Raw genomic sequence first — 11991 nt, forward strand, 5'->3', positions numbered from 1 at the left:
AGCCTAACGGCGGGCCCCCGCGAGCAGCAGGTCGTGGCCGAGGCCCGCGGCAGCCGCGCGGTCGAGCAGCACGGTGACGCGCGGGTGCTCGCGCACGAACGACGCGGGCATCCGCTCGTCGATCGGACCCTGCAGGGCGGCCGCGACGGCCTCGGCCTTGCCCGCGCCGGTCGCGACGAGCAGCAGCTCGCGGGCCGACAGGATCGTCGCGACGCCCTGGCTGATCGCGTGCGTGGGCACGGCGTCGAGGTCGCCGCCGAAGAAGCGGCGGTTGTCGAGCCGGGTGCGCTCCGCCAGCGCCACGACGCGGGTGCGCGAGTCGCGCGGGGATCCCGGCTCGTTGAAGCCGATGTGCCCGTTGCTCCCGATGCCCAGGATCTGCACGGCGGCGCCCCCGACCGCGGCGAGCGCCTCCTCGTGCGCGCGGGCCGCCGCGTGCGGGTCGGCCGCCGCTCCGTCAGGCACGTGCAGGCGGGCGGGGTCCAGGCCGAGCGGAGCGACGACCTCGCGCTCGAGCACCGACCGGTAGCTCTCGGGGTGGCCGGCGGGCACGCCGACGTACTCGTCGAGGGCGAAGGCCGAGGCTCGGGAGAGGTCGAGGCGCAGGCGGGCGAGCGCACGGTAGAGCGGCTGGGGAGTGGATCCGGTCGCGACGCCGAGCACCGCGGCCGGGTCCGCCGCGATCACCGAGGCGACGAGGCCGGCGGCGAGCTCGCCGACCTCCTCCGGGTCTGCTCCGACGACGATGTTCATGCGGTCTCCTTGCTGGCGAGTCGGGCGTGGAAGTCGGGGAGCACCGCGTCCTCCGGCGAGAGGCCGAGGTGCTCGGTGAGTGCGACGGCGAGCAGCTGCAGCGGCACGATCGCAGGGAGCGGAGTGAGCTCCTCCGGCAGCCCCGGTGCCAGGCGCACCGCGGTGACGCCCTCGGGCAGGGGCGCGTCCGTGTCGGTCACGACGAGCAGCCCGGCGACGAGCGGCGCCGCGTAGTCGATCAGGGCGAGTGCGCGGGGCAGCAGGGGTCCGTCGAGGGCGAGGACGACCAGCGCGAGGCCGGGGCCGAGGCGCCGGTGCGGACCGTGCAGGAACTCCTCCGTCTCGACGGCCTCGACGGGGATCCGCGCGGTCTCGAGGATCTTCAGCGCCGCCTCCTGCGCCGTGGCGAGGTTCGGGCCGGAGCCGGTGATCGACACCGAGACGGAGGGATCGAGCGAGCGGGCCCACGCGGTCACGAGCGGCTCGGAGTCGAGGGCCGCGGCGACCCGCTCGGGGATCCCGGCGAGGTCCTCGGCTCCCCCGAGCACCGCGGCGAGGGTCGCGATCGTGGCGGTGAAGCCCTTGGTCTTCGCGCCGACCTCCTCGGGGCCGCAGCGCAGATCGACCACGACGTCGGAGAGGCCCGGGCGCACGGGCTCCCCGGTGACGAGGACCGTGCGGGCACCCCGGTCGCGGGCGAGGGCGAGACTGCGGAGCGTCGCAGTGCTGCGGCCGGACTGCGACACGGCGACCACCAGGGTCCGCTCGTCGATCGCGTCGGGCAGGTAGTGCAGCACGTCGGTGGGCAGCGCGACCTCGACCGGGACGCCGAGCAGTCGGGCCGCGCGCCCGCGGATCACCCGGGCGGCGGAGGACGAGGTGCCGGAGCCGACGAGCAGCACGCGCTCGGGTGCCAGGGCCTGCACCGAGTCCAGCACCGCCGGATCCAGCGGCGCGAGCGCACGCCGCAGCGCGGCCGGCTGCTCGTGGATGTAGGCGCGGACGGTGCTCACGAGAACCTCAATCGGAGGACGGCGGGAGCGGAGGTGCGCCCCGTCACGAGCAGGCGCAGTCCCTCGATCCGGTCGCGGCCGCCGACGTACTCGACGAGCTCGCCCGGGTCGAAGACCGGCGGTCGGTCGGGGGCGGAGCCGGTGCCCGGGCCGATCTCGAGGGTCTCGGCGCCGACGCGGTAGCGGGCCGTGCCGCCCGCGGGGATGAGGAACGCGCCGTCGGCCGGCTCCTCGACTCCGCTGAGCACGCCTCCGGGCCGCAGCACGATCTCACCCACCCACGAGGTGTCGGTGCCCGCGAAGTCGAGGGCCAGCTCGACCCCGTCCTCGTCGACGGACACAGCGGCGCGCGTCTCGAGCGCGACCGTGGAGGAGGAACGCGACGGGAAGCTCATCGAGCCGAAGAAGCGGCCCTCGCTGCCCAGCTCGTAGTCGCCGTCGGGGCGCCGCGCCGACGCGGGCAGCGGCTGGTGGTAGCCGGCCTCGACCCGCGAGGACAGGGCGATCCGCGGCCCCGCGACGATCGACTCCGGTCGGAACGGGCCCAGCCCGAAGAAGTGCGGCGACACCCGGACCGCCTCGACGACGAGGGCGCCGCGGCGGGCGCGCACGAGCACCGCCGAGTTCGCGAGCCCGGAGGCGATGCGGCGGTGCCGCGGCACGTCGCTCCCCCCGAAGACGCTCGCGCTCACGGCTCCGGCGCGCACGCGCACGAGGCCCGAGGAAGCGAAGACCGCGGTGCCGGAGGAGGACCACGGCACCGACGCGGGCAGCGCGCCGGCGAGGTGCGGCCGCGCCAGCGCCTCGGCGAGGTGGATCTCGGGCTCGGTGACCCCCCGGTCGAGGATCGCGCGCACGACCGCCGCGAAGCGCCCGTCGCCGTCGGCCACCGCGAACTCGCGGAACTGCGAGAGGAAGCTGCGGCCGTCGAAGCGCTCGGTCTGGTCCTGGCGGCGCGACTGCACCGTCTCGACCTGCAGGTCGTCCTCGAGGAGGTCGAGGGTGGCCGCGAGGTTCCGGCGCACGGCGTCGCGGTAGCGCTCCTCCCCCGTCGCCTCGGCGATCACGAGCAGCGACGGGTTCGAGACGTAGGCGGCGTAGTTGGGGCTGCGTTCGGAGTAGAGGCCGTCGGCCTGCAGGTCGATCCCCTCCGCGAGCCACTCGTCGGCCCGGTCGCGCAGTCGCGCGTCACCGGTCAGCGCGTGCAGCCGCAGGAGGCCCGCGGTCAGCTCCCAGCGGTGGTTCGGCGTGTGCACGCCGCCCACGAGCAGCGCCTCGACGGTGCGCAGCAGCAGCGCGCGGATCCGCTCGGCGACGCCCTCGAGGAGCGGATCGGGGTGCGCGGCGATCACGTCGAGCACGAGCGCGGCGTCGTTCACCGTGAAGCAGGTGTCCGGGGGCGACGCGAGGTTCTCGCTGTCGAACAGGCCGTCGGGGCGCTGCATCCGCTCGAGGCGGTCGAGGAGCGGACCCGCGGCCGACAGGACGGACGCGTCGCGGTGCCGGGGCGACTCCGGGGCCGCGAACGCCGCGACCAGGGTCTTCACCCCGCGCATCGACGGACGGTGCGACAGCGTCGCAGGATCGCGCTCCTCGACGCCGACGACGAGCCCGGCGGTCGCCTCGGCCAGCAGACGCAGGTACTCCACGCTCAGTCCTTCAGGCCGGCGTTGACGTCGGCGCCGATCACGTACTTCTGGAACACGAAGAAGATCAGCACCAGCGGGATCATCGAGATCACCGAGGCGGGGAGCAGCACGGTCCACTCGATGTTCTCGGCGCCGACCAGGCTCCGCAGCGCCACCTGCAGCGTGTACTTCGACGGGTCGTTGAGCACGAGCAGCGGCCAGATGTAGTCGTTCCAGCGCCACTGGAACGAGAAGATCGCGAGGGTCAGCACGATCGGCCGGGCGATCGGCAGCATGATCCGGAAGAAGATCGAGAACTCGTTCGCGCCGTCCATCCGCGCCGCGTCGATCAGCTCGTCGGGCACGGTGAGGAAGAACTGGCGGAACATGAAGATGCCCGTCGCCGTGATCACCGACGGGATGATGATGCCCGGCAGCGAGTTGTAGAGCCCCAGGTCGCGGATGACCGTGAAGGTGGGGTTCAGGATCACCTCGGTCGGCAGCATCGTCGTCGCCAGGATCGCGACGAACAGCAGCGAGAGCCACTTCGCCCGGTACTTCGCGAGCGCGTAGCCGGTCATGGCGCTGAAGAGCACGGTCAGCACGGTCGTCACCACGGCGACGATCAGCGTGTTGCCGAAGTAGCGCGCGAAGTCGACGCGCTCCCAGGCGCGGACGTAGCCGTCGAGCGTCCACTGCTCGGGGAGGAAGGACAGCGGGTAGGTGAAGAGCTCGCCGCCCGGCTTGAAGGACGAGAGCAGCAGCCACAGCACGGGGAAGAGGAAGATCGCGGCGAGCAGCCACAGGATCGACGTGGGGAGGACGCTGCGCGCGAATCCGCCGGAGCGGCGCCGCTTCCGCACTCCCTTCAGCACGAGCGCGGTGGTCTCGGGAGTCGCCAGACCGGTGCTCATGAGGCGTCCTTCTTCCGTCGTTCGAAGCCGAGCTGCACGAGGGCGATCGCGAGCAGGAGGACCATCAGCACCATCGAGGCGGCGCTGGCGTAGCCGACCTCGGCCCGCTCGAACCCGGTCTCGTAGATGTACTGCACGATCAGGCGGTTCTGGGTGCCCGGTCCTCCCTCGTTGAGCGCCTGGATCATCGCGAACTCCTTCATCGAGTTGATGGTGGAGAGCAGGATCACGAGGAAGCTCGTGGGCGCGATGCCCGGCAGGGTGATGTGCACGAAGCGCTGCCACGGGTTCGCGCCGTCGAGCGCGGCGGCCTCGTAGTAGCTGCTCGGCACGTTCTTGATCGCGGCGATGAAGAGCAGCATGTTGAACGCCGCTCCTCCCCACGCGGAGGCGAACACGACGACCGCCAGCGAGAGGTCGCCGTTCGAGGACCACGGCACCGCGGAGCCGCCGGCCGCCTCGATGACGAAGTTGATGAATCCGAAGTTCTCGCCGAACATCCAGCGCCAGATCACGCCGGTGACGATCGGAGAGACGAGCCACGGGATGAAGAAGATGATCTTCGCCGGCACGGAGCCGCGGGCGTTCGCGTTGACGAGCAGGCTCGCGAGGCCGAGCGAGAGCACGTAGCCCAGCGGCACCGAGAGCAGCGTGTAGAGGGCCGTGCGGCCCAGCGACGCCCAGAAGTCGGGGTCGGCGAGCAGCTCCTGGTAGTTGCTGATGCCGATGAGATCGGGCGAGCCGACTCCGCGGTAGTCCGTGAAGGAGTAGAAGACCCCCAGCGCTCCGGGCCAGAGGAAGAAGAGCGCGAAGAGCACGACGACGACGACGGTGTAGAGCACCGGGGCGAGCCGGTAGCTCGCCTGCGTGCGCCGGCCGGTGCGCCGCGGGCGGGGCGGAGTCGCGGCGGCCGACGGCACGGCCGTGGCGACCGCGGGGACCTCGCGGTCGAGGATGGGACTGGTCAACGCTCTCGTCTCCTTCCGGCGGACGATCGGGGCGAGCGGGGCCGCAGCCCCGCCCGCCATCGATCGTCAGTCGCCGATCTGGTCCTCGGTGACCGAGATGATGTTCTCGATCGTGGTGTCGAGGTCCTGCTCGTCGGCGAGGTAGCGGACGACCTCGGACTTCAGGGGCTCGTTCACGAGGATCTTGTCGTTGTAGCCGTCCTCGAGCGCGCTCGCGCTCTGCACGGCCGCGATCGGGTCGGACGCCGCGATCTCCTGGTTGTAGACGTCGAACGCCTCGGCGTTCTCGGGGTACGCGACCTCGAGGCCGGTGGTCGCGGGCAGGAAGCCCGAGATCGCCGACAGCTCCGCGTAGTTCTCGGGCTGGTACATCCAGTCGATGAAGTCCTGCGTCTGCTCCTCGACCCCGGTGCCGTCGAAGGCGACGATCCAGTTGGTGCCGAGGTTGGTCGCCTGGACCGGCTGCGCGGGGGTGCGCACCGAGGCCCAGTCGAAGGCGGTGATGTTCTGCGAGAAGTCGGTGATCTGCCAGACGCCCGAGTAGTACGCCACGACCTGGCCGCTCTTGAACAGCGCGCTGGGGTCGTCGCCCGAGAGCCAGACCGAGCGCGGCATGAACGAGTCGTCGTTGAGCGACTTGAAGTACTCGAGGCCGGTGCGCGAGGCCTCGTTCATCTCGAACGAGCCGTCCTCCTGGCGCTCGACGCCCTTCGAGCCGAACTCGTAGAGGAAGGAGCGGAGGCGGTGCGCGGACGAGTCCATCACCATGCCGTACTTCGCGCCCGCCTTGGCCTGCACGTCCTTGATGGTGGCCACGTACTGGTCCCAGGTCCAGACCTCGTCCGGGCCGGGCAGCGGGACGCCGGCCTGCTCGAAGAGGCTGGTGTTGAGGTACATGCCGACGGCGGTCAGGTCGCTCGGCAGCGCCTTCACCTTGTCGTCGTCGTTCGCGTCCTGCACGAGCAGCTCGGGCACGATGTCGGTCTTCTCGGCGACGCTCGAGAGGTCGAGCAGCTCGCTGCTCCAGATCGGGTCGAGAGCGGAGGCGCGGGCGAGGGCCGGCAGGTCGCCCGCCTGGGCGCCGTTGCGCAGCTTGGTCACGAGGTCGTCGTAGGGGATGTCGACGATCTCGACCTCGATCCCCGTCTCCTCCTCGTACTTGTCGGCCATGGCCTGGTAGCCGCCGCCCTGGGAGGCGTCGCCCGAGAGGATGAACTGGAGCTTGTCGGGGGTGCTGGAACCGCCGGTTCCGGCACAGCCCACCAGAGCGGTGAGCGTGGCGGCGGCGAGGCCGACTGCGATCGCGGAGCGAGCTTTCACGAAGGTCGCCTTTCGGTGAAGGGGAAGAAGGGGGCACGTGCGGAGGGGCGAGCCCAGGTGCGACTCGGTGGGGACTTTCTTATCAGTGCGATAAAGAACGAGTCAACGCGAAAACGTGTGCCGCGCGGTATTGATACGGCCCGGAAACAGGCCGTAACACGCCGGAAACGACCGCCCGCTTCCTCCGCGCCGGGAGCCTCTCCGGGATTGCCGAGCCGTGCGATGCTGTGGTTATATCTCGCACTGATGGAGAACTCCGAGCCGGAGCTCCGCTGATGCGACGAGAGGAGAGGCGACGATGACGACGCCCCAGCCCCGCATCGCGACCACCCGCGTGGTCACCGAGATCAACCGCACGGCGATCCTCGACGCGCTGCTCGAGCACGGACCCCTCTCGCGCAAGCAGATCGTGCAGCGCACCGGGCTGAGCTCGGCCACCGTCGAGCGCCTCTCGGCCGCCCTGCTCTCCGAGAACCTGATCGCGGTCGACGGGCTCGAGCGCTCGTCCGGCGGCCGCCCCTCCTACCTCATGCGCTACGCCGGCTCGTCGCGCGCCGTCGCGGCGATCGAGGTGTCCGAGACCGCGGTCCGCGGCCGGCTCGTCGACTTCGACGGCGCGAGCGTCGCGGAGGAGCGGATCGAGTTCGAGACGGGCCCCGCCTCCTCCGCCGCGACCGTGCGCCTCGAGGGCACCCTCGCGCTGGTCGAGGCGCTCGTGGCGGCCGCGGCGCAGCAGGGCCGCCTCTGCACGGGAATCGGAGTCTCGGTGCCCGGCATCGTGCACGAGGGCCGCGTGATGAACACGGTCGAGCTCGGCTGGCGCGAGATCCCGCTCGGAGCGATCATCGAGACCCGCACGGGCATCCCGACGCTCGTCGAGAACGACGCCAACGCCATCGCCTACGGCGAGTGGTCACAGGGCGCCGCGGTCGGCACGCAGAGCGCGGCCTCGTACGTGCTGGGCGTCGGAGTCGGCGCCGGAGTCGTGAACGACGGCGCGATCTACCACGGGGCCCGCTCGGGAGCCGGCGAGATCGGCTTCCTCTTCGCCGACTCCTCCGCCCTGCGCCGCTACTTCACCGAGCAGGGCGACCTCGAGACCCGCATCGCCGCGATCGGCGAGCGCCGCGACTCCGGACCCGCCGCCGTGGCGCGCCTGATCGACTCCGCCGCGGCCGGCGACCCGGCCGTCTCGGCGGCCGCCGACGAGCTCTTCGACCTGCTCGCGTTCTCGTGCGGCGCCCTCGCGACGATCCTCGACCCCGAGGTGATCGTGCTCGCCGGGCACCTCACCCGCGCCCCCGCGTTCGCGATCGAGCAGATCTCGAAGCGGCTGGTCGGCCGCATCCCGTTCCCCCCGAGGCTCCTGGCGGGGTCGCTCGGCCCTGACGCCGCCCTCGTCGGCGTGGGCGAGCTGATCGCCCGACACGTGAGAGGTTCCACCTACCTTGCTCGATGAACTCCCCCTGGCCGCCGTCCGCACGGCGACCCCGCTCGCCCTGCGCATCGGGATCGACGTGGGCGGCACCAAGACCCACGTCGCCGCGGTCGGCGACGACGGCGCCCGCCTCGATCACGTCGTCCCCTCGTCGAGCTGGCGCACGGGAGCCCTCTTCTCGGACTCGGGCAATCTGGCCCGCCTGGCCGACCTGATCCGCTCGCTCGTGCGCCTCGACGAGCGCACGACCCTCGCCGCCGGGATGCACGGCTGCGACACCCCCGCGCAGGTCGCCCTCGCCGCGCGCACGCTCGAGCGGCTGCTCGCCGTGCCGGTCCGCGTCGTCAACGACGCCGAGCTGCTGGGCCACGCGGCCCGGGTCGGCGAGTGCCTGCAGATGATCGTCGGCACCGGCGCCGTGGTCGTCGGGCGCACCGCGACGGGAGCGACGATCACCGCGGACGGCTACGGCTGGCTGCTCAGCGACTTCGGCAGCGCTCCCGCACTGCTCCGCGAGAGCGTGCGCGAGGCGCTGGTGCGGGCCGACCGCGACGAGCTCGGCGACGACTCCCTCGTCGCGGCGCTGCAGAGCGCCTACGGGGTCCCGGATCTGACCGAGCTCGCCCTCGCCGTGACCGAGCGCGCGGGGCTGACGGAGTGGGGCGGGCACGCTCCGCTCGTCTTCGCCCATGCCGACCGCGGCTCGGCCGTGGCTCTGCACGTGATCACGGAGGCAGCCCGCCGGCTCGCGGCGAACGTCGCGTCGCTCCTGGCCCGAGGCGCTCTCGGCGACTGCGTGGTGGCGGCCGGCGGAGTGATCACGAACCAGCCGCGCCTGCAGCACGAGCTGCGGCTCGCCCTGGCCGAGGTCGCTCCCGGCGTGCGGCTCGAGGTGCTCGACGCGCCTCCTGTCGACGGAGCGCTCGTGCTCGCCGGCGCCGCCCCCGACGAGCGCCACCACCCCGCCCCGTGAGAGGGGCCGGGCTCCTCGAACCCGGCCGCCGCGGAGTCGCCCTGGCCTACGCGTTCAACGGTTTCGCGCTCGCGAGCTGGACCGCGCGGCTGCCGGGCATCCGTGCGGCGGTCGACCTCGATGCGGCGGGGCTCGGCGTCCTGCTCACCGCCGGCGCGATCGGCACCCTGCTCACCGTCCCCATCGCCGGACGCCTCGTCGCCCGCCTCGGCGCGCTGCCCACCTACCGCCTGGCGACGCTCGTCTTCGCCGCCGCGTACCTCCTGCTCGCCGTCGCGCTGCTGCTCGGGCAGGTGCCGCTGCTGCTCGTCGGCAACGCGGTGCACGGAGTGGCGTTCGCGCTGACCAACGTGCCGCAGTCGATCCTCGCCGCGGGCAGCGAGCGCCGGGTGGGGCGCACGATCCTGCCGCAGTTCCACGCGGGCTACTCGATCGGATCCGCGCTGGGCGCGCTGCTCGGAGGGGCGTCCTCGGCCGTCGGAGTGTCGCCGGCCGCGCAGTTCCTCGCCCTGGCCGTGGCGGCGGTCGTCGTGCGGTGGAGCATCGGCCGCCACGTCGCTCCGCTCGCCGCCTCGCTCGCCCACGAGCGCCGCTCTGCCCTGGCCGCTCGCGCCGCGGCGCTGGTGCAGAGCGGACCCGTGCCGGTCGTGCCGCGCGGCAGCCGCCGGTTCGGCCTCGGCGTCTGGACGCATCCGCAGGTGCTGTTGCTCGGGCTGATCGTGTTCGCGGCAGCGCTGTCGGAGGGCACGGCCACCAACTGGTCGGCGGTCGCCGTGGTCGACGCGTTCGGAGTGACCGAGGCCGACGCGTCCCTCGGCATCACCGTGTTCCTGGTCGCGCAGACCGTGCTGCGGCTGACCGGCGGGCCGCTCATCGACCGGCTCGGGCGGGTGCGGGTGCTGACGCTGTCGTGCGCGGCGGCGGTCGCCGGCATCGCGCTGTTCGTGCTCGCTCCGGGGTTCCCGGCGGCGCTGGCGGGGCTCGCGCTCTGGGGAGCCGGATCGGCTCTGGCGGTGCCGATCGGCATCGCGGCGGCCGCGGCGGATCCGATCGACGGGCCCTCGCGCGTCGCGGCGGTCACGTCGCTGTCCTCGGTCGCGAACATCGCGGGGCCGCCCGCGATCGGCGCTCTGGCGGTGCCGCTGGGCGTGCGCCCGGCGATGCTGGCGGTGTCGGTCGTCGTCGCCGCGGCGGTCACGGCGGCTCCGCGCGCGCTGCGCCCACGGCGCTGAGGGTGCACCCGGAGGCGGGGCCGGGGCAACCCCTGGGGCACGCCTCCCGGGCGAGCGCAGACTGGCACCGGCCCCGCCGACCGGCGGGCGCTCTTCGACGGAAGGAACGACCATGGACCTCGGTGGACTCGGCGACAAGGCCAAGGACTTCGCGAACAGCGACAAGGGCGAGAAGCTGACCGATCAGGGGCTCGACAAGGCGGGTGACGCGGCCGGCAAGGCCTCGGGCGGCAAGTTCGACGGGCAGATCGACGGCGCCGAGAAGGCGGCCGACCAGCGCATCGGCGACGAGTAGCCGCCCCGACGACTCGACGCGAACGGGGCCCTGCGCACGGCGCGGGCCCCGTTCCGTGTCCACTGGGCCACGACGGCGAGCGCGAGTGGGCGCGAATCGGGGCCCGCAGCTCGCGCAGACGCCGGAACGTGCCGTCTAGTGAACGGCGCCCGATCAGCTCGCGCGCAGCGCCCGGAGCAGCGCCAGCACCACGACCGCCGAGCGATCCGCCGCGTCGTCGACGTGCGCCTCGAACTGCCCCGGCGCGCACAGGTCCGAGATCCCGCGGACCGACACGAACGGCACTCCGTGCACGTGCGCCGTCTGCGCCAGCGAGACCGACTCCATGTCGGTCGCCAGCGCAGCCGGGAACGCCCCGAGCACCCGCTCGACGTGGTCGCCCGAGACGAACACGTCGCCCGACACGATCAGCCCGCGGCGAACCGGCACCGCGCCGTTCGGCACCTCCGCGACCAGCTCGGCCGCCAGGGCGGGGGCGTGCCCGGAGTAGCGCGCCGGCATGCCGGGCACCTGTCCGAGCGCGTAGCCGAAGGCCCGCGCGTCCGCGTCCGTCTGCACGTACTCGTCGCCGACGACCACGTCGCCGACCCGCACGTCCGCCCCGAGACCGCCCGCCGACCCGGCGCTGACGACCAGCGGCGACGGGTCGCGGAGGATCGCCGCCGTCAGCCCTCCGGCCGCGTTCACGAGGCCCACGCCGGTGCGCACCAGCAGCACCGATCCGCCGTCGATCTCGAGGTCCCACTGCAGCGAGTTGCCGACCGTCCGCGGCTCGGAGGCGCGCTCGGCCTTCGCGAGGAACGGCTCCGCCTCCTCGTCCATCGCCACCAGGACGATCGCGTCGCTCACGCGGTCACCGTCTCCCACTCGTCGCGCTGCGCGAGGAACGTGCGCGCCGCCTCCTGCGCGCCCTCGAGCGAGTGGTTCGCGCCCCAGCCGCACTGCGTCTCGTTGGCGGCGGGCACCTCGTCGGCCTCGGTGATGTCGCGGAGGGTGTCCTCGACGAGCGAGAGCACCTCGGGCAGCTCGGGCTCGCCCGCGAGGATCAGGTAGAAGCCGGTCTGGCAGCCCATCGGCGAGAAGTCGACCACGCGGTCGGAGTGGTTGCGCGACTTCTCGGCGAACAGGTGCTCGAGCGAGTGCACGGTCGGCATCTCGAGGTGGGCGCGGTTGGGCTGGGTGAACCGCACGTCGTACTTCACGATCCGGCTGCCGCCCGGCAGGGTCTTGGCGTCGGCGAGGCGCACGTACGGCGCGGCGACGGTGCGGTGGTCGAGGTTGAACGACTCGACGTTCATGCGCGGCTGATCCACGGTGGTCTCCTTCGCTGGGGTCCCTCCATTCTCCTCCGCCCGCGCTCGCCGTTCACTGATCGAGCAGCCCGCGCAGAGGGCGAGCCCGCGAACTCCGGGCCGGCCTCGCTGGTCGAGTAGCCCCGCAAGGGCGTATCGAGACCC

At 72.8% G+C, this 11991-nt stretch carries 12 protein-coding genes; 4 read left to right on the forward strand and 8 right to left on the reverse strand.

Going from position 1 to position 11991, the window contains the following annotated elements; genetic code table 11:
• Positions 1-3: 3 nt before the first annotated feature.
• The 6 genes from C1I63_RS04490 to C1I63_RS04515 form a co-directional block, all read right to left on the reverse strand.
• Complete coding sequence (locus C1I63_RS04490; RefSeq protein WP_107573932.1) at positions 4-753, reverse strand: glucosamine-6-phosphate deaminase; 750 nt, start codon at positions 751-753, stop codon at positions 4-6.
• Positions 750-1766, reverse strand: a complete 1017-nt coding sequence (locus C1I63_RS04495) for an SIS domain-containing protein (RefSeq protein WP_107573933.1) — start codon at positions 1764-1766, stop codon at positions 750-752. The genes C1I63_RS04490 and C1I63_RS04495 overlap by 4 nt, the downstream gene beginning before the upstream one ends.
• Positions 1763-3415: a glycoside hydrolase family 88 protein gene (locus C1I63_RS04500; RefSeq protein WP_107573934.1), complete on the reverse strand. Its 1653-nt coding sequence runs from the start codon at positions 3413-3415 to the stop codon at positions 1763-1765. The genes C1I63_RS04495 and C1I63_RS04500 overlap by 4 nt, the downstream gene beginning before the upstream one ends.
• Before the next feature lie 2 nt (positions 3416-3417).
• Positions 3418-4308, reverse strand: coding sequence for a carbohydrate ABC transporter permease (locus tag C1I63_RS04505; RefSeq protein WP_056868810.1), 891 nt, complete (start codon positions 4306-4308; stop codon positions 3418-3420).
• Positions 4305-5276 (reverse strand): carbohydrate ABC transporter permease, encoded by a 972-nt coding sequence (locus C1I63_RS04510; RefSeq protein WP_244906979.1) that lies wholly within the window; start codon positions 5274-5276, stop codon positions 4305-4307. Before C1I63_RS04510 ends, C1I63_RS04505 begins: the two co-directional genes overlap by 4 nt.
• Before the next feature lie 66 nt (positions 5277-5342).
• Positions 5343-6596, reverse strand: a complete 1254-nt coding sequence (locus C1I63_RS04515) for an ABC transporter substrate-binding protein (RefSeq protein WP_055794011.1) — start codon at positions 6594-6596, stop codon at positions 5343-5345.
• 298 nt (positions 6597-6894) lie between these two features.
• Here C1I63_RS04515 and C1I63_RS04520 point away from each other — a divergent pair, with 298 nt between their 5' ends.
• From C1I63_RS04520 to C1I63_RS04535, 4 genes are all read left to right on the forward strand, one after another.
• Entirely contained in the window at positions 6895-8055 is a 1161-nt protein-coding gene (locus C1I63_RS04520) for an ROK family transcriptional regulator (RefSeq protein WP_107573936.1), read from the forward strand.
• On the forward strand, positions 8045-9007 hold the full coding sequence (locus tag C1I63_RS04525; RefSeq protein ID WP_107573937.1) for an ATPase: 963 nt from the start codon (positions 8045-8047) through the stop codon (positions 9005-9007). The genes C1I63_RS04520 and C1I63_RS04525 overlap by 11 nt, the downstream gene beginning before the upstream one ends.
• On the forward strand, positions 9004-10239 hold the full coding sequence (locus C1I63_RS04530; protein WP_107573938.1) for an MFS transporter: 1236 nt from the start codon (positions 9004-9006) through the stop codon (positions 10237-10239). Before C1I63_RS04525 ends, C1I63_RS04530 begins: the two co-directional genes overlap by 4 nt.
• Positions 10240-10351: 112 nt before the next feature.
• On the forward strand, positions 10352-10534 hold the full coding sequence (locus C1I63_RS04535; RefSeq protein WP_055794007.1) for an antitoxin: 183 nt from the start codon (positions 10352-10354) through the stop codon (positions 10532-10534).
• A 153-nt stretch (positions 10535-10687) separates the two neighbouring features.
• Here the strand turns inward: C1I63_RS04535 and mtnN are convergent, their stop codons facing one another.
• Together mtnN and C1I63_RS04545 are read right to left on the reverse strand one after the other, a co-directional pair.
• A complete protein-coding gene (mtnN, locus tag C1I63_RS04540; protein ID WP_244906980.1) occupies positions 10688-11383 on the reverse strand; it encodes a 5'-methylthioadenosine/S-adenosylhomocysteine nucleosidase in 696 nt (231 codons plus the stop codon).
• Positions 11380-11832 carry an S-ribosylhomocysteine lyase gene (locus tag C1I63_RS04545; protein WP_056869014.1) on the reverse strand — a complete coding sequence of 151 codons (453 nt, stop codon included), beginning with the start codon at positions 11830-11832 and terminating at the stop codon, positions 11380-11382. Before C1I63_RS04545 ends, mtnN begins: the two co-directional genes overlap by 4 nt.
• Positions 11833-11991: the final 159 nt, after the last annotated feature.

The sequence above is a fragment of the Rathayibacter caricis DSM 15933 genome, from assembly GCF_003044275.1.
Classification (GTDB): Bacteria; Actinomycetota; Actinomycetes; order Actinomycetales; family Microbacteriaceae; genus Rathayibacter; species Rathayibacter caricis.